General features: G+C 47.5%; 18 protein-coding genes. 3 read left to right on the top strand and 15 right to left on the bottom strand.

Annotated features, from left to right (window positions below; genetic code table 11):
• Positions 1 to 9: 9 nt before the first annotated feature.
• Complete coding sequence (locus tag CCC17_RS12985) at positions 10 to 300, top strand: BMC domain-containing protein (protein ID WP_015524765.1); 291 nt, start codon at positions 10 to 12, stop codon at positions 298 to 300.
• Between the two features lie 76 nt (positions 301 to 376).
• Here the strand turns inward: CCC17_RS12985 and CCC17_RS15125 are convergent, their stop codons facing one another.
• On the bottom strand, positions 377 to 646 hold the full coding sequence (locus tag CCC17_RS15125) for a DUF6783 domain-containing protein (protein ID WP_334296241.1): 270 nt from the start codon (positions 644 to 646) through the stop codon (positions 377 to 379).
• Here CCC17_RS15125 and CCC17_RS15120 point away from each other — a divergent pair.
• Positions 545 to 814, top strand: coding sequence for a DUF6783 domain-containing protein (locus tag CCC17_RS15120; protein WP_334296242.1), 270 nt, complete (start codon positions 545 to 547; stop codon positions 812 to 814). The genes CCC17_RS15125 and CCC17_RS15120 overlap by 102 nt on opposite strands.
• A 223-nt stretch (positions 815 to 1,037) precedes the next feature.
• Here CCC17_RS15120 and CCC17_RS12980 read toward each other — a convergent pair whose 3' ends face one another.
• From CCC17_RS12980 to CCC17_RS12915, 14 genes are all read right to left on the bottom strand, one after another.
• Positions 1,038 to 1,622, bottom strand: coding sequence for a nucleotidyltransferase family protein (locus CCC17_RS12980; RefSeq protein ID WP_287083232.1), 585 nt, complete (start codon positions 1,620 to 1,622; stop codon positions 1,038 to 1,040).
• 116 nt (positions 1,623 to 1,738) lie between these two features.
• On the bottom strand, positions 1,739 to 2,431 hold the full coding sequence (gene yqeC, locus CCC17_RS12975) for a selenium cofactor biosynthesis protein YqeC (RefSeq protein WP_287083231.1): 693 nt from the start codon (positions 2,429 to 2,431) through the stop codon (positions 1,739 to 1,741).
• Between the two features lie 54 nt (positions 2,432 to 2,485).
• Entirely contained in the window at positions 2,486 to 3,349 is an 864-nt protein-coding gene (gene yqeB / locus CCC17_RS12970) for a selenium-dependent molybdenum cofactor biosynthesis protein YqeB (RefSeq protein WP_330577342.1), read from the bottom strand.
• Positions 3,321 to 4,136: a DUF975 family protein gene (locus tag CCC17_RS12965; protein WP_287083230.1), complete on the bottom strand. Its 816-nt coding sequence runs from the start codon at positions 4,134 to 4,136 to the stop codon at positions 3,321 to 3,323. Before CCC17_RS12965 ends, yqeB begins: the two co-directional genes overlap by 29 nt.
• Before the next feature lie 3 nt (positions 4,137 to 4,139).
• A complete protein-coding gene (locus tag CCC17_RS12960; protein ID WP_270486606.1) occupies positions 4,140 to 4,739 on the bottom strand; it encodes a histidine phosphatase family protein in 600 nt (199 codons plus the stop codon).
• Entirely contained in the window at positions 4,732 to 5,112 is a 381-nt protein-coding gene (locus tag CCC17_RS12955; RefSeq protein WP_287083229.1) for a bifunctional adenosylcobinamide kinase/adenosylcobinamide-phosphate guanylyltransferase, read from the bottom strand. The genes CCC17_RS12960 and CCC17_RS12955 overlap by 8 nt, the downstream gene beginning before the upstream one ends.
• A 27-nt stretch (positions 5,113 to 5,139) precedes the next feature.
• Positions 5,140 to 5,916 carry an adenosylcobinamide-GDP ribazoletransferase gene (gene cobS, locus CCC17_RS12950; RefSeq protein ID WP_287083228.1) on the bottom strand — a complete coding sequence of 259 codons (777 nt, stop codon included), beginning with the start codon at positions 5,914 to 5,916 and terminating at the stop codon, positions 5,140 to 5,142.
• Positions 5,913 to 6,440 (bottom strand): bifunctional adenosylcobinamide kinase/adenosylcobinamide-phosphate guanylyltransferase, encoded by a 528-nt coding sequence (locus tag CCC17_RS12945; protein ID WP_270614513.1) that lies wholly within the window; start codon positions 6,438 to 6,440, stop codon positions 5,913 to 5,915. The genes cobS and CCC17_RS12945 overlap by 4 nt, the downstream gene beginning before the upstream one ends.
• Before the next feature lies 1 nt (position 6,441).
• Complete coding sequence (gene cobT, locus CCC17_RS12940) at positions 6,442 to 7,494, bottom strand: nicotinate-nucleotide--dimethylbenzimidazole phosphoribosyltransferase (protein WP_015524753.1); 1,053 nt, start codon at positions 7,492 to 7,494, stop codon at positions 6,442 to 6,444.
• The gene (locus tag CCC17_RS12935) at positions 7,494 to 7,922 is read right to left on the bottom strand and encodes a GtrA family protein (RefSeq protein WP_287083227.1); all 429 of its coding nucleotides are present in this window, start codon (positions 7,920 to 7,922) and stop codon (positions 7,494 to 7,496) included. Before CCC17_RS12935 ends, cobT begins: the two co-directional genes overlap by 1 nt.
• Positions 7,903 to 8,850 carry a glycosyltransferase family 2 protein gene (locus CCC17_RS12930; RefSeq protein ID WP_287083226.1) on the bottom strand — a complete coding sequence of 316 codons (948 nt, stop codon included), beginning with the start codon at positions 8,848 to 8,850 and terminating at the stop codon, positions 7,903 to 7,905. Before CCC17_RS12930 ends, CCC17_RS12935 begins: the two co-directional genes overlap by 20 nt.
• On the bottom strand, positions 8,847 to 11,621 hold the full coding sequence (locus tag CCC17_RS12925) for a YfhO family protein (RefSeq protein ID WP_287083225.1): 2,775 nt from the start codon (positions 11,619 to 11,621) through the stop codon (positions 8,847 to 8,849). Before CCC17_RS12925 ends, CCC17_RS12930 begins: the two co-directional genes overlap by 4 nt.
• Before the next feature lie 113 nt (positions 11,622 to 11,734).
• Positions 11,735 to 15,280 carry a pyruvate:ferredoxin (flavodoxin) oxidoreductase gene (gene nifJ, locus CCC17_RS12920; RefSeq protein WP_015524748.1) on the bottom strand — a complete coding sequence of 1,182 codons (3,546 nt, stop codon included), beginning with the start codon at positions 15,278 to 15,280 and terminating at the stop codon, positions 11,735 to 11,737.
• Positions 15,281 to 15,524: 244 nt separating this feature from the next.
• Positions 15,525 to 15,938 carry an RrF2 family transcriptional regulator gene (locus CCC17_RS12915; RefSeq protein ID WP_110102187.1) on the bottom strand — a complete coding sequence of 138 codons (414 nt, stop codon included), beginning with the start codon at positions 15,936 to 15,938 and terminating at the stop codon, positions 15,525 to 15,527.
• A gap of 341 nt (positions 15,939 to 16,279) precedes the next feature.
• On the opposite strand from CCC17_RS12915, the gene CCC17_RS12910 reads away from it, so the two are divergent.
• Positions 16,280 to 17,920, top strand: a complete 1,641-nt coding sequence (locus tag CCC17_RS12910) for an ABC-F family ATP-binding cassette domain-containing protein (RefSeq protein WP_021650411.1) — start codon at positions 16,280 to 16,282, stop codon at positions 17,918 to 17,920.
• Positions 17,921 to 18,001 lie beyond the last annotated feature (81 nt).

Genomic DNA, 18,001 nt, shown 5'->3' with positions numbered 1-18,001 from the left:
GATGGATTTATGAATTATGGTGCTTTTGGTTTAGTTGAGGTTGTTGGCAGCAGTAATGCGATTCTGGTGATCGACCAGATGCTGAAGACTTCTGATGTTTCTTTTCTTACCTGGCAGACGAAGTGTGGTGGTCATGCCACTGTTTTTCTGACTGGTGATGTTTCTGCTGTTACGGCTGCCGTTGACAGTGTAAAAGGGAACCCGCCTTGTGAGATCGTAGCTTCAGCAGTGATCTCCAATCCTTCCGGTGAGACGGTTCGTCTGGCTGAGGAAGAAGCGGCTAAGAATCATTTTATTTGAGATTTGTCTACCTTATAATTATAAATTATAACGAACGTACGCAGGGAACCGCCCTGGCGTAGCGGGAAGGGCTTCGTCATCCGCTGACTTCTAAGGTGCTGCCACACCACCTAAGAATCAGCAGGACTCCTGCAGAACATCCCGCCACGCCAGGGCGGTTCCCTGCTGGCTTTTGTATGCGTGAAAATTGCCTCAGACACGGTGCTTTCACCCTAGAGCGTGTTTGAAAAATCATTCTCACAATCTGCACGCCCCACTTTGCGGGAAATTTTGCCCGAATTCGGTTGCCGTAGCCCGCTACGACACCCTCGTCCGGACAAAATCTCCCACAAATTGTGACGCCCATCTTGCGAAAAGCATTTTTCAGACACGCTCTAGCTCACTCTCTATGCCACACGTCAACAGCTCTTTTTGTCATCTTCTTCAACCTCACACCTTCACTCCAGCACATTCCCTCTGTCACACGTCAACAGCTCTTTTCGCTATATTCTTCAACCTCACGCCTCCACTATAGCCTTCCACTCCTTCGCACGTCAGCCGGCGAGGTAGCGTCTGGTTTGGGCTGGCTCTGCAGGAGGGGTGCGCTTCTTAGGCGGTGGGAATCTGCGTTGCTGGAAAAAATCCAGCTGTTTGAGCGACGCAGGAGCGAGTTCTGGATTTTTTTCAGCGGTTTTAGCAGATTTCCAGCGCCTTAGAAGCCAGCCCCCGACGAAGCCCAGCCCAAACCAGACGGTACCTCACCGGCGTCCGTCCGCAAAATCCACATCCACCATCTCCCTTCCATCCTCCACCTTCATCACAGCCACATCCCCCCGATGTGCCACAACCACCCTCTTCCCTCCGACATCACCGGAAAGTTCCATCAGCTCCCCATAATACTTCTTCGAAAAAACACAGGGATTCCCGGTCTTCCCATCATGCTCCACACAGGCGATTCCTTTCCCATCTCTCAAAAACACATCCACCAGTCCCAAAACCGTCTCCCACCGCAACCACGGCTGATCTGCCACCGTAAACAGACAAGCATCCATCTCCCGGTTGACCCGCAGCCCAATCTTCAATGAGGAAGATATCCCCTCATCCGGATGCAGATTATAAAGAAACCTCGCGCCGAGCTTCTCTGCTTCCTGCGCGATCTCCTCATACTGTGTGACAACTGTGATCTCACACCTGTGCCCCTGTTCCTCCAGTGCTGCTTTCACTTTTTTCAGTTCCAGGAGGATATGCCTGTACATCGGCATTCCGTCTATCCCGTACAGCAGCTTATTGCTTCCAAACCGCCGGCTGTTTCCTGCTGCCAGCATGATCAGTCCCAGCTTCATATCACCGCTCCACTTCCTTTCGATTCTAGTACAGCGAATATTAAGTAACCGCCATATTGACTTGCCTGATTTTTCATCTGCTGCGTCAATATAGCAGAAACTTAATATTCGCTGTACTAGCTGTTTACACTTCTCTGCAGGCTTCCGCAGATTACCATGATCCCAGACTCCTGACCTTGTGCCATAAGCTTCTCCACCACACAAGGATCCTCCAGAGTATCTGCCTTGTTCAGATACGCGAGAAATCTTCGCCCGTCCACGCCTTTTTGCAATCCGGCTTCAGACCGGATGATCTTCCACACATCCATCCATGTCACAGGCTCATCTGTACACTTTCCCAGAAATCCCGCCACATCATCCGGACGGTGTGACGTATCACAGATCTTTTTGCCGATGCAGTCAAGACCAATCACTCCTACTACCATATCTGCAAAAGAAGGAATCACCGGCTCATGAACAGCCGGTACTTTAAGGGGTCGGCGCCTGGATCCGTCAGCTTCCACAAGAAGAAGATCACAAAAGCCGGGCAGCTTTTCCAGGATCTCCTTTTCGGGGCCGGAAATCTTTGGCTGCCCGGCCTTGTGATGAGCCGCGATGACGTATCCGTATTGTTCTATAAGCCGGCATGCTCCCGGAATGTCCTCTGCCTCCGCAAAAGGACGTTCCGGTTCCCATGCCATATGCGTGGTTGTGGTCACGATCACACGTTTTCCCTGTCCGGAAAATATTTCTGCCAGTCCAAGGATCAGACTGGTCTTTCCGCCGCCTCCTGTGAATGCCACAGTAAGCGCTTTTTCATTTTTCTTCATGACACACTCCATTTATCTTCTAACTTCTTTCAGGGACACTAGGCTCTGTATCGGTCACAGATTCTCATTCCTCACAGCTTTCTCTGTTCCCGGAAGCACTCCGCAGGAAAGCAGCACCTCCAGAACTCCCCCTGCGATACACCTCGCCTTGTCTGAGATCGTAAAACAGTTTTTCTTCTGTTCTGCCCTTGGGTCGATGTCCGCGATCTTCATTCCCTCAAAAACAGGGTAGCCGTCCCGGATCAATCCCCGGATCACACCGGAAATGGTAGCCTTCACCGGCGTATCACCTACCATGGCGATCACCTGGTCTTTTTCAACAAGATCTGCGATCTGACAGATGTTTTTCATGTTACCGGCTGCCGGTGAATGGATCACACGTTCCTTTCCGATCCCTGCGATCAGTCCCGGCACTCCGGTATTCGGCAGGGCACTGCCTTTTTTTATGATCCTTCCCAGGTTATGTCCACGCATGGTCTCGATCACGTAATCCACATCCTCCCCTGCGGTAAAGCCCGGGCCAAGTCCCACAGTCAGTGGTGCCATATCCCTGCTGGTCCCAAGATTCTTTTTTGCAAGGATGGCATCGATCACTGCCTCCGGCTCCAGTTCGCGGATATATTTTCCATGGGTATCTGTCAGAAGGGGGATCTCTCCCTGTGCCCAGCATTTCCTGCACTGGGTCCGGATATCGTTCTCCGTGATCCTCCTGCACACAACGCCTTCTACCTCTGCAGTTCCGTCATAAACAGCTTCACAGAAGGCCACATGACGGCGGATGGCACTTGGACGGTCACATTCCAGGATCAGGACTTGATAGCCACTCTGATGAAGCTTGTGGATCACTCCTGTGGCCAGATCTCCGCCACCTCTCACAAGGATCATTTTATCAGTAAATGCCGCTGTTTTCATCTTCATACACCTGCTGTCCGTTTCCCGGCATTCCTGCCGCAAGAGTATCATAAAGCTCCGCATAGGTTGCATCCTTATACGGGGATACATAAAAGAGTCCCGCGATCCCGGCCGTAATTGCCGAAAGGACAGACCAGGGAATAAAGGAAAGATCCAGGATAAAGGTATCCATCTTCTGGCCGTTCATCATCTCACGACTTTTTGCAAATACTTCCTTTGTGCTCATATCCGGATATTCCGCAAGAAGATAAGGGATCATCTTATATTCGTAGGATTTTACCACTCCGGGAATAATAAAAAGCAGCGTCCACAATACAAGATACAGGTCCCGTAAAAACATGATTTTTACGATATTACCGTAATTTCCGGAACGAAATACACTGAGGAGCTTTCCGGGCCCGGGTACAGAATAAAGGTTCTCAATGTAAAAATCTCTTCCGCCTACCTCCAGAACATTTCCCACAAAAAAATGGAAAAGGATTCCGATCAGAGCCACAGCTACCACGGCACTGGCACTCAGAAGCGCAAAAAGCACTGCCAGTGGGGAGCGAAATACATGGCTGACATAAGAAGTAACACCATTGATATCCGTACCCAAACGATACGTTGTAACACTGTAATCCGGACTTGCCGCATTTCCGGCACTGCCTGTGGCCGCACCGCTTCCGCCGGTTGCCATCACAATAGCCAGCACCAGACTTACCAGCACTGCTGACCAGTAATTTTTTTTGAATGCCTGTTTTCCACGCCATTTCAAGTCACTGCGTTTCCAACTGATCTTCTGCTCATTCATAACTTAACCCTCCATATATGCTTCACGGACACAGAGTTCTCTCCGTCCCTTCTGCCACAGCGCAGGCTCCAGCTCTGCCAGATAACCGCCGCCGTTTTTTACATGCCATTCATAAAAAGCCCTGGGTCTGTCCGCATATTCTTCCATAATGTTCATGATCGTACCGCCATGTATCACAAGAGCCGCTGTCTTTATGTTGTTACGGATACACTGTGTGACGGCCTTCTGAAATCCTGTAAGGCTCCGGTGCTTAAAAGCTTCTCGACTTTCTCCTCCCGGAAAAGGAAGCGTTCCATTGCTGTCGATCCACCTCTGATAATCCTGATTTCCGGAAAGCTCTTTATAATTTTTATTCTCAAACTCTCCAAAATCACACTCGGAAAGCTCTTCGATAATATGAAAGCTTTTTCCCGGAAAAAGGATCCCCGCAGTTTCCACACAACGGCAGAGCGGACTTACGTAAAGGGCCTCCGGCATGGGATAGGTCAGCTTTTCCAGAAATTCCTTTCCTTCCATGCTCAGTGGTTCATCCGTTGTTCCGATATAACGCTGAAGCTTATTTCCGGGTGTCTGTCCATGTCGTATCAGATATAATCTAATCATCCTTCAGCACCGTCCCGATCCCGCATACCACTCTTGTGACTCTTCTGCTTTTTGCAGCCAGTGCAGTGCACACCCGGCCAACAGCTTCACGGTACTGCCGCTCAAAAGCATCCGCCGGAACGATCCCGTAGCCTACCTCCTCACTGACAAGGATCACATCCGTATCCTGCTGTGCCAGCTTTTCTGCCAGGCCGGTGAGATCTTCTCCTGCCTTCAGAGCTTTTCTTATGTATTCCTGAAATCCCAGAACACCCGCTGCCTTCAGAAGCTCCTCTTCTGTGATCTCTCCTCCGAATTTCCAGTCCACATCCGGGAACTGTGCTTTTGCATAGTCAGCTTTTCCCTGATATGCGCCTCCGATTATCATTTCCATATCTTTTTTACCTCATCCAAATCTTCATTACAGATTAAACGTGCCGCCAAGAGCAAGCACCAGTGCCATCACGACCTCGCAGATGCAGAGGAAAAATCCGGAAAGATCACCTGTGGTCCCTCCAAAATATTTCAAAGCCATATGGTGATACCACCAGAATACCAGAAGTGCGCTGACAGCCGCCAGAACACCCAGGACCGGATCTACCCATATCATCAGCGCTGCAAGGATCACAAACATAGTAATAAGAACATTTCGCACTGCGATCTCTGACGCATTTCTGGAAAATTCAGCCACAGTCCCGTCTGTCCTTGCCTTGGGAAATGTAATCACACCGATCCCGGAAAGACATCTGGACATCATAAAGCCCAGGCTCATGATACAGATTCCGTTATAATTTCCAAGGAGCTGATCCCAGGCTCCCAGCCAGAGGATAAAATATACACAGGCTGTGATAATGGCAAATGCACCTGCATGGGAATCCTTCAGGATCTCCAGCCTCCTTGTGCGTTCCTGCCAGGAGCTTAATGCATCCGATGTGTCCAGAAGCCCGTCTACATGAATGCCGCCGGTAATAAATACCGGGATCACAGTAAGGATCACAGCGAGAAAAAATGGCTCCAGAGCTACGTGTACACCGAGGACCCCTCCTGCAAGCCAGATCAGGATGCCGATGGCAGTACCCACAAAGGGGAAAAAGCACATCATATATTTTATGTTTTCCTTCTTCCAGTCCACCATGGGCATGGGGATCTTTGAAAACATGGCAAAGGCTGCCTTAAAACTGTTCCATAAGCTTTTCATGCTTCCTTTCCTCCTTTATGCCATACAGGGATCCCGTATACGACTTCCACAACCTCTTCTGCCATCTCTGCCAGTTTCTGATTGATCTGTCCCAGCTCTTTTTTGTACTGTTCTGATTCTTCCTCGTAGAGGATCCCGTCTGAAAAGATCTCGTTGGTGACGATCACCACATGCTTTGCCTGGGAAAGAAGATTTTTCACTCCTTCTGTGATCTTTTCTGCCACCTCCGGGTGGAAGCCGTCTTCCCGGAACATCTCATTTGCAACCAGATTGGACATGCACTCCAGAAGAACCACACAGTCCTTCGGGATGAGCAGCTCATCAAGCTCTGTATATCTTTCTATTGTCTCGAAGCCTTTTCCTGCACGCATGTGCCGGTGTCTGCGGATGCGCCTGTGGCTTTCTTCGTCAAAAGCCTGCATGGTGGCGATATAGATCCTTCTGGCTTCGCCAAGGGAAAGTATGGTTTCTTCCGCAAAAGCAGATTTTCCGCTTCCGCTGCCTCCTGTTACAACAACCAGCATATTATTTCAACTCCTCGTACTGTTCTACATTGATATCACCAAAGGTACTCATGGAATTATATACTGCACAGGACAGATCCATCATCGGAAACAGTGCCACAGCTCCGGTTCCCTCGCCCAGGCACATGCCTGCGTGGATGATCGCTTCCTTGCCAAGCTCCTTCAAGATCAGCTGTGCTGCAGGCTCTTTGGATACATGAGACGCAAGGATATGATCACTTACCTGCGGGCAGATCTTTATTGCGATCAGTGCAGATACGCAGGAAATAAATCCGTCCATGACAACCGGCATTCCAAGTGCTGCTCCTCCAATGAATACTCCTGCCATTCCTGCAATATCCAGTCCACCTACCTTTGCCAGGACGTCAATGGCATCTGAACGATCCGGATTATTCAAGGCGATCGCCTTTTTGATCGCATTGATCTTCCGGACAAGCCCTTCACTGGTCAATCCGGCACCACGTCCGGTCATATCTTCCACCGGTTTTCCGAGAAGCACAGCTGCTACCGCACTGCTGGTGGTAGTATTTCCGATGCCCATCTCGCCGGTTGCAAGAACCTGATAGCCTTTTTCCTTCAGCTCCTCTGCCATGGCAATTCCGGCTTCGATGCCACGGATCGCCTGATCTCTTGTCATTGCCGGCTCTCTGGTCATATTTCTGGTCCCATAGGCAACCTTAAGATCTGTACGGACCTTTGTATCTGTGACCATTCCCACATCTACAGGAAAAAGCTCTGCTCCACACTGACGGCACATCACACAGCAGGTAGTAGTCCCTTCCAGAAAATTCTCAGCCACAACAGCCGTCACTTCCTGTCCGGTCTGGGTCACACCCTCTTCTACAACTCCGTTATCCGCGCACATGGCAACCACTGCTTTTTTCTCCACACGTACCTCCGGTGTACCTGTGATACCGGCGATCTGTGTCAGCATATTCTCCAGCTCTCCCAGAGAATGCAGGGGCTTTGCAATACTGTCCCATCTCTTTCTCGCCCCCTCCATAGCCTTTTCATCCAGAGGGCGGACTTTCTTCACTGCCTCATCCAAAGTCATCATTTGCTACCTCCAATCCTTTTACCTGTGGTAAAAATAATAAATTTACTAAAGATATAATTCAACGCCAGCACGATAAATTGTGTGCAGAATTTTGCAAACATATCCCGGAATCCCAGGATCTCCGCCAGAAACCATACGCCACCTACCTCAATGACCATGGTCACCAGACGGGCACTTATAAATTTCAGAAAGGGCCGTATATGATCCCTCCATGTTTCACAGCGGTCATGAAATACAAATCTGGAATTCACAACATAGGCAAACAGGATCGCCAGGATGATCGATATGATGTTGGCACACATCAGCGGGATTCCCATTGCCCTCATGATATAAAAGCTTAACAGATTTACGAGAGTCGTACAACCACCCCAGAAAATATAACGGATCACATCATTTTCATAGAATTTAAGGATCCACTTTTTCATTGGTATCTCCTCCTCGTATGATCTTTGATACGATATATCTTGGACGACGTTTTACTTCCTCATAGATCCTGGCGATATAATATCCGATGATCCCAAGGCTCATCATCACAGCACTTCCAATAAAAAGCATCACGATCAGAAGTGTAGTATAGCCTTCCACCGCATGCCCGGAAAAATACCGGACCAGAGAATAAACCAGAAGGAGCAGGGAGCACACAAAGCAGCCCACAGCACCGGCTGTTACAAACTGCAGCGGAAGTGTTGTAAATGCCACGATATTCCGAAACGCATAGCTGATCAGCGTTCCTGCAGACCATTTGGATTCTCCGGCCTCACGCTCCTGCACCTCAAAAGGTACGGAGATGCTTTTGAAGCCTATCCAGGATGATGCCGCCCTGAAAAACATGCTGCGCTCAGGCATGGCGAGAACACTCTCCACCGCTTTCCTGTCCAGCAGCTTGAAGTCGGAAGCGTTTTCCATATCAAAGCCGGTGGCACGGGACATGATCCGATAGAAAAATCTGGCACTTTTTCTGTGAAAAAGAGTTTCTTTTCCCCGGTTTTTCTTGATGCCCTCCACAACCTCGTAGCCCTGCTTCCAGAGCCGGTACATTTCCAAGAGGATTTCCGGCGGATGCTGCAGGTCACAGTCCATCACTGCCACCGCATCTCCGCATGCCTGTGCAAGGCCGGCCACGATTGCTGCTTCTTTTCCGAAATTTCTGGAAAAATGCACACCTGTCACATTTTTATCTTCCCTGGATACTTTTTCTATGGCTGCCCAGGTCCCGTCAGAGGAACCGTCATCTACCAGGACCAGTTCATAACGGATCCCGGCCTGCCCCAGGAGCTCTCTGAGAGTCCGGCAGGTTTTCTCCACCATCGGTTCCTCGTTACAGGCAGGCAAAACTACCGATAATCGGCTCATTTCTCCTGTTTTCCCCTTTCTTTTTGTTTTCTCTGGCGCCGGTAAGATATTACGATCCCGGCAAACAGGATAAGGCCGATCACCGTCAGTATCATTCCGGGCACAATATACGGTGTACAGTATCTGAGCGTGATCGTATGCCTGCCTTTTTTTAATTCCAGTCCCATATACATACTGTTTGCCTTCACAAGTTCTGTTTTTTCTCCATCTACATAGGCGGTAAAGCCTGCGCTGTAGGGAATGGAAAATACCAGGATCTTATCGGAAGTGGTTGTGATATCTCCATGAATGCAATTTGTCTCCATTTTGATATTCTGAAGAGCTTCTTTTCCAAGCTCCTCTGTCTGTTCTTCGACAGAAGACATAGGCTGACATACCACATACAGATCATCAAAGGTATATTCTCCCGGCATGGAGAATGTCAGTGTCATAGTTCCTGCAGAATAGTTTTTATATCCCATATTCAGAAGAAAATTATGTCTTCCGCTGTAGCCGTTGTATTTATCTGTAAAGATCCGGATAGTCTTGTCCACGGATCCCAGCGAAACATCCACTGCTGATTCCTTGCTTTCTTTCCAGTAGCGCCAGTTATTATCTTCATAACGTACTGTATTCTTCTCATATTCTGTCATGGAATCCCATTTTTTATCACTGACCACTGTACGTGGAGAATAGGCATTAAAATCCAGATTTTTTGCCACAAGATAAACCTCTGCCTCCGGTTCTCCCTGATATCCGATCTGTACGGTCGCTCCTTCTTTGGTCACAATGATCTTTCCGTCTTTGATCTTACAGCCTTTTCCTGCTTCCAGTGTAAAATCTGCTTTCTTATCATCAAAGGTCAGATCTGCCTCAGAAAGACTGCTGTCCTCAAGAACTGCCCCCTGCAGGAGTGCCTGCTGCTTTTCGGTCACGGAAAGCTTTTCATACTTTTCTCTGGGAATCCAGGAATCATAGGTATAACCAAGGGGAAGGGAATCCTCGTCTTCGTAGATCCTGTATTTTTTTGTGACTGCTGCTTCACTGTCATAGCCGTATGGCAGATACCCATATCCGCTTTTTTTGATGGCAAAATATTTCACGGAGGCAAGACAATCCAGGATACTCCGTCCGTCCAGGCTGCTGTAATGATAATCCCAGGGGGTATTCAGATACATCTCATCAAAGAAACGGCTGATATTTCCATTGGCCACACTGAAATAATAGGAAGTACTGTTGGTTCCCATATACATGGCAGTGTTTACATAAGAGCCCGTTTTGTACTGGTCATATCTGGTAACCGCTGAATCGTCCATTGACCGGATCGCTTTGTCCGGTCCGGACTGAAGCTTCTCCAGCGCCTGATCCTTTTCCTCAAATTCTGACAGATAATCTTTTTCGTAAGAATACTGGTATGAAACATTCAGAAGGATGCTTGTCACAAGCACGGCCACGATCATTCCACAGAGATATTTTCCCTGTGTAAATACGTTTCCGTAGGAAACCACTGTAAACACAGCCAGGACCAGCATCATCAGTGCCATGATATTGCGTTCCGTGCGGGCGGATTCTGAAAACAGTGCCAGCACGCCATATATCAGCAGCATTACAAATATCCGTCGTTTTTCCCTGATCCCCAGCGTAAACAGTTCCGGATATGCCTGTACCAGAATATATGCGATCAGCATTCCATACGCCCAGATCCATCGGTTGGACACGTATGAAAATCCATTCAGTACATGACCTGCAAAGGGGATCAGCAAAAACAGATTCAGAAGCACAAAGCCTAGCTTCAGTCCCGTATATTTTTTCTTTTTGGAAAAGATCACAAACACGCCTGCCATTGCGACTGCGGAATATCCAGCAACTCCCCACTGGATCATATTTTCGCCGATCAGGCAGCCGAGATATTTTTCGTAGTAAATGCGGTCATATAACAGTGGCACATAATTCTGCGCCTGAAAGCGCTCTGTTCCAAACAGAGTCATGACCACAGGTAAAAAGATCAGTGCAGCGATCATAAGTGCGACCAGATAAAAGCCAGCAAATTTCAGGAACCACTGAAATACATCTTTTACTGAACGCTTGCGGAATATTCCAAAATACCGGAAAGCTGCATACAGCACCATAAAGATACTGATCATATAAAAGAAATAAAAATTAGACATTGCCGCTACAGCCGTCGCACAGATAAAAAGGTATGGCTTTTCTTTTTTGTAAATCTTTTCAATTCCCATAAGGACCAGCGGCAGATAGATCATGGGATTGGAAAAATATGGATGCTTCATGGACGCATAAATGGTCCATCCTGCAAAAATATAAACAAGGCTTCCAAGAAATGTGGCCTGTTTAGGATTCTTGCGGTAAAAGCAGTAAATGCTGAATGTGATACCCGCCAGATAAATGCGGAGAAAGATCAGAATCTCATATAAGATCTCTGTGTCTTTTTCCGGTACAAAAACGGACAGTAAGGTCAGCGGATCACCGATCGCATAATAATGAAGTGTTGTAAGGATATCGGAACCGTATCCGATATGCATATCCCACATAGGAAGGGAAAGCTTATGCTCCGTCACCAGCGTCTGCAGAACATTCCGCAGATATTTTCCATAATAGGCCAATGCATTGATGTGCTGCGGAACACCGTCATGACTCCAGATCAGGGATTTTCCATTGAAATAAAAACAACTGTAAATAAACAGCGAGATCGCTGCAAAAACAATCGTATACAGAATATAAAAATCTGCTTTTTTCTCTTTCCGGGATTTCTCCTTCGAAAAAATTCTCTTCATATATGTCTCTCCTGTATATGAAAAAAGGCCTGCGGTGCGCTAAACACCGCAGGCCTGTCACCTAATGCTTAATCAGCAAGCACACTGTATAAACAGTAACTATTGATCAATAATTAGTCTTCTTTCTTATCTGCTCCGTAAAGAGTGATAAGTTTCTGCAGATACTCATATCTAGCCTGAGCCTCAGACTCGTTCTTAGCAAACAGTCTTGCAGCTTTCTCAGGATTCTGACGCTGCAGAGAATTGTAACGAACCTCACCGTTCAGGAAGTCCATATAGTTCTCCATATCCGGTGTCTTGGAATCAAGGCTGAACTTGTTCTCAGCAGCCGGGTTGAATCTGAAGTTGTGCCAGTATCCGCACTTAACTGCCAGCTCTTCCTCTGTCTGAGCTTTGCTCATACCTTTCTTGATACCATGGTTGATACATGGAGCGTAAGCGATGATCAGGGATGGTCCCGGATATGCCTCTGCCTCTGCGATTGCTTTTACAGTCTGGTTGAAGTCAGCACCCATGGAAATCTGTGCTACATATACATAGCCATAGCTCATTGCGATAGATGCCATATCTTTCTTCTTAGTCTCTTTTCCGCCTGCTGCGAACTGAGCGATCGCACCTGTCGGTGTAGATTTGGAAGACTGTCCGCCTGTGTTGGAGTAAACCTCTGTATCGAATACCATAACGTTGATGTCACGTCCGCTTGCAAGAACGTGGTCAACACCACCGAATCCGATATCGTAAGCCCATCCGTCACCACCGAAGATCCACTGGGATTTCTTGGAGAGGAAGTCTTTCTGTGCAAGGATCTCGTTAGCCTTGTCACATCCGCAAGCCTCAAGAGCTGCAACGAGTTTCTCTGTAGCTGCACCATTTGTTGCGCCTACAGCATAAGTATCCAGCCATTCCTGACCAGCTGCCTTAACATCCTCGTTTGTTCCGTTAGCTACAAGGTCTTCGATCTTCTCTTTCAGACCGCCACGGATCGCACGCTGTGCAAGAAGCATACCATAACCGAACTCTGCGTTATCCTCGAACAGAGAGTTTGACCATGCAGGTCCCTGTCCCTTAGCGTTTGTTGTGTATGGTGTAGATGGTGAAGAGTTACCCCAGATAGAGGAACATCCTGTAGCATTTGCAATGTACATTCTGTCACCAAAGAGCTGTGTGATCAGCTTAGCGTATGGTGTCTCACCACAACCTGCACAAGCGCCGGAGAACTCAAGGAGCGGCTGTTTGAACTGGCTGCCTTTTACAGTTGTCTCTTTATATTTAGCGATAACGTCTTCCTTCTGAGGAAGTGTTACACCGTAATCGAAGAATTTCTGCTCTTCTGTGTTAGCTTCAAGCGGAGCCATCTCAAGAGCTTTGTTGCCTTTCTTTCCTGGGCAGACATTTGCGCAGGAACCACATCCTGTACAGTCAAGAGCGGATACAGTCATTGTGAATGTATAGTCTTTCATTCCTGTAAGTGGAAGTGTCTTGATTCCCTCTGGAGCGTTAGCTGTCTCATCTGCTGTCATAGCAACCGGACGGATTGCAGCATGCGGGCAGACGTATGCACAGCGGTTACACTGGATACAGTTGTCCGGAACCCATACAGGAACGTTAACTGCGATACCACGTTTCTCATATGCAGCTGTTCCGGATGGTGTTGTACCATCTACATAATCCTTGAATGCAGATACTGGGAGGCTGTTACCTTCCTGAGCATTGATCTTGCACTGGATGTTGTTTACGAAGTCCTGAGCTTCCTGAGCACCGTGGGATGCGTGAGACATGAAGAGTCCCTCGTCCTCAGCGTTCTTCCAGCTCTCCGGAACCTGAACCTCTACGATCTGTTTAGCACCGGCATCGATAGCTGCCCAGTTCTTCTTAACAACGTCATCACCTTTACGTCCGTAAGTAGCTTTAGCAGCAGCTTTCATAAGCTCGATAGCCTGCTCCTCAGGAATGATTCCTGTAAGTTTGAAGAATGCGGACTGAAGGATCGTGTTGATACGTGTTGGTCCCATGCCAGTCTCAATACCAATCTTAACACCATCGATGGTGTAGAATTTGATATTGTGGTTAGCGATGAAAGCTTTAACCTGTCCTGGAAGATGTTTCTCAAGTCCTTCCATATCCCAAGCACAGTTCAGAAGGAATGTACCTCCGTCAACAAGCTCCTGTACCATGTTATATTTATTAACATAGGACGGATTATGACATGCAACGAAGTTTGCTTTGTGGATCAGGTATGTGGATTTGATCGGTTTCTTACCGAAACGAAGGTGAGACATTGTAACACCGCCGGACTTCTTGGAGTCATAATCGAAGTAAGCCTGAGCGTACATGTCTGTATTGTCACCGATGATCTTGATGGAGTTCTTGTTAGCACCTACAGTACCATCAGCTCCAAGTCCCCAGAACTTGCAGTTTGTTGTTCCCTCTGGTGTTGTAACAAGTGGTGCGCCTGTCTCAAGAGAAAGGTTTGTAACATCATCAACGATACCGATTGTGAATTTCTCTTTCTCAGTGTTCTCATATACTGCTACGATCTGTGCAGGTGTTGTATCTTTGGAACCAAGTCCATAACGTCCTGTAAAGATCTTAACATCGCTGAACTTGCTGTCGCGAAGAGCTGCAACAACATCAAGATACAGAGGCTCGCCAAGAGCTCCTGGCTCTTTTGTTCTGTCAAGAACAGAGATCTGCTTAACTGTATCCGGGATTGCATCGATAAGAGCCTGTGCACAGAATGGTCTGTAAAGACGAACTTTAACAACACCGACTTTCTTGCCAGCTGCCATAAGGTAATCGATGGTCTCCTCGATGGTATCGTTTACGGAACCCATAGCTACGATGATGTGCTCAGCGTCAGCAGCTCCGTAGTAGTTGAACAGTTTGTAGTCTGTTCCGATCTTCTCGTTAACTTTGTCCATGTACTCCTGAACAACTGCCGGAAGAGCGTCATAATATGGATTACATGCCTCTCTTGCCTGGAAGAAGATATCCGGGTTCTGAGCGGAACCTCTCTGACATGGATGGTTCGGGTTCAGAGCACGGTTACGGAACTCTGCGATTGCGTCCATATCTGCCATATCTTTCAGATCTTCATAGTCCCATGTCTCGATCTTCTGGATCTCATGAGATGTACGGAATCCGTCGAAGAAGTTGATGAATGGAACTTTTCCTTTGATTGCTGCAAGATGAGCAACCGGTGTAAGGTCCATAACCTCCTGTACAGAAGACTCACAAAGCATTGCACATCCAGTCTGACGACAGGCCATAACGTCGGAATGGTCACCGAAAATACAAAGTGCGTGGGAAGCAAGTGCACGGGCAGATACGTTGATAACTCCCGGAAGCTGCTCACCAGCGATCTTGTAAAGGTTCGGGATCATAAGCAGAAGACCCTGGGAAGCTGTGTAGGTTGTAGTCAGGGCACCTGCTGCCAGAGAACCGTGAACGGCACCTGCTGCACCTGCCTCAGACTGCATCTCTGTAACCTGTACTTCCTGTCCAAAGATGTTCTTTCTTCCCTGAGTTGCCCACTCGTCTGTAGCCTCAGCCATTACAGATGAAGGGGTAATCGGGTAAATAGCAGCTACATCAGAAAAAGCGTATGATGCATGAGCGGCTGCATGGTTACCATCCATGGTTTTCATCTTTCTTGCCATTGTTTTTTCCTCCTTAAAGGTTTGTTAAAAAATATATTATTTAGGCTTATGAAGGCCTAAAATTCCATTGGTTATTATATCATAGATTCCCAGTTATGTCCATTTTCTTTCATTGTTTTTTGTATATTATCCTGTACAAACGCCGTTATCTTTTTCACAAATAAAAAAGAGCTGTTCGGAATTTTTCCTCTCCAAACTGCTCTCCTTATCATCTCATACGCTTATCCCAACTCACATTCGGGAATCACTTCTCCTCTTTTCCGAAAAGATCCTTCATGGATTTCCGACGGAGCATTGTCCACAGCTGATCCTGGATCTCCTTAAGCTCATCATGTGCATGGCAGGGAACTCCGTCCTGTCCGTTCCTTGGACACTGATATGTGCCGTTCAGGCACTCAATGATGGACATATCCGGATCGATCGCACTGTATATCTCATATAACGACAGTTCTTCCGGATCTCTCTTCAGCGCGTAACCGCCATGAACTCCGCGGTATCCTTCCACGAGCCCTGCATTCTGAAGCTTCTTCAGTATCTTGTATGCAAAGGGTGCTGTGATCGATTCCCTCTCACAGATCTCGCTGACGCTCAAACGCGGCTCCCACATCAATGCGCGGATAACCCGCATCGCATAATCGCTTTCTCTGGTGATAAACATTTTTAACCTCTCTTCTGTTCAACTAAGCTGCTGATTTATGATAGTTTCCGCATTCCATCCGATCTGCCACGTTCCTGGGTGTTTCTGATGTGCCAGAGAGCCGGATATCCATATCCCCGGAATACTTCATTACCACATACGACAGTATAACCCATTTTTTTATATAATAAAAGGTTATTATTTTCCTGTGATTCATAGTAATCCCCTGTTTTTCCTTTATTTAGCCGAAAAAAGGAAAATACAGCTTGCAAATTTTTCAGTTTACGGTACAATAGGAAACGATTGTAATGCTTTCGTATGTAATTGAAACGATATTTATTTAATGAAAAAAGAGGTATGATATGATTTCAGCAAATAACATCACACTGCGCGTTGGAAAAAAAGCGCTGTTTGAAGACGTTAACATCAAATTTACAGAGGGTAACTGTTATGGATTGATCGGCGCCAACGGCGCAGGAAAATCTACATTCCTCAAAATCCTTTCCGGTCAGCTCGAGCCTACCAAGGGCGACATTGTGATCACCCCCGGTCAGAGACTTTCTTTCCTGCAGCAGGATCACTTCAAATATGATGCTTATCCGGTTCTGGATACTGTCATCATGGGTAATGAAAGACTCTATCAGATCATGAAAGAGAAAGAAGCCATTTACGCAAAAGAAGATTTCACAGACGAAGATGGCATCCGTGCCAGCGAGCTCGAGGGTGAGTTTGCAGAGATGAACGGATGGGAAGCAGAGTCCGATGCTGCTACTCTTCTCAACGGTCTCGGAGTCGACACCGAGTTCCACTATACACAGATGGCAGACCTTACCGGTAGTATGAAGGTCAAGGTTCTTCTTGCACAGGCTCTTTTCGGAAATCCTGATATCCTTCTTCTTGATGAGCCGACCAACCACCTGGATCTTCCTGCTATCGAATGGCTGGAGGAGTTCCTGATCAATTTTGACAATACGGTTATCGTAGTATCCCATGACCGTTATTTCCTGAACAAGGTCTGCACACATACTGCTGATATCGATTATGGCAAAATCCAGCTTTATGCCGGAAACTACGACTTCTGGTTTGAATCCAGCCAGCTTCTGATCAAGCAGATGAAAGAGGCCAACAAAAAGAAAGAGGAGAAGATCAAAGAGCTCCAGGAGTTCATCTCCCGTTTCAGCGCCAATGCTTCCAAATCCAAGCAGGCGACTTCCAGAAAGCGTGCCCTGGAAAAGATCCAGCTGGATGACATGCGTCCTTCCAGCCGTAAATATCCATACATCGACTTCCGCCCGAACCGTGAGATCGGAAACGAGGTCCTCATGGTGGAAAATCTGTCCAAGACCATTGATGGAGTAAAGGTTCTGGACAACATTTCCTTCACTCTCGGTCGTGAAGATAAGGTTGCCTTTGTGGGCGCCAACGAGCAGGCCATCACAACCTTCTTCAAGATCCTTACAGGTGAAATGGAGCCGGATGAAGGAAATTACAAATGGGGCGTTACCACTTCCCAGGCATATTTCCCGAAGGATAATACACAGGAATTCGATAACGACCTTACTATCACCGACTGGCTGACACAGTACTCCGAGATCAAGGACGCAACCTACGTCCGTGGATTCCTTGGCCGTATGCTTTTCCCTGGTGAGGATGGTGTAAAACGTGTCCGTGTTCTTTCCGGTGGTGAGAAGGTTCGCTGTCTTCTTTCCAAGATGATGATCTCCGGTGCCAATATCCTGATCCTGGATGAGCCAACCAACCATCTGGATATGGAGTCTATCACAGCACTGAACAACGGACTGATCAAATTCCCGGGAGTGATCCTTTTCACCTCACACGATCACCAGTTTGTACAGACAACTGCAAACCGCATCATGGAGATCCTTCCTAACGGCAAGCTGGTAGACAAGATCACCACTTACGACGAGTATCTTGCCAGCGACGAAATGGCCAAGAAGCGTCACGTATTCCAGGTTAACGAAGAGGACGCACAGGATAACTAAATCCCATGCTTCTGTAACAAAAAATCTCCCCTGTTTCCGCCTTTACAGGCAGTCAGGGGAGTTTTTTTATCTGTTTTATAT

The organism is Blautia sp. LMAG:36 (genome assembly GCF_008680535.1).
Taxonomy (GTDB): domain Bacteria; phylum Bacillota; class Clostridia; order Lachnospirales; family Lachnospiraceae; genus Blautia_A; species Blautia_A fusiformis.
The sequence above is the reverse complement of the archived record's forward strand: the minus strand, read 5'-3'. Positions and strand labels throughout refer to the sequence as shown.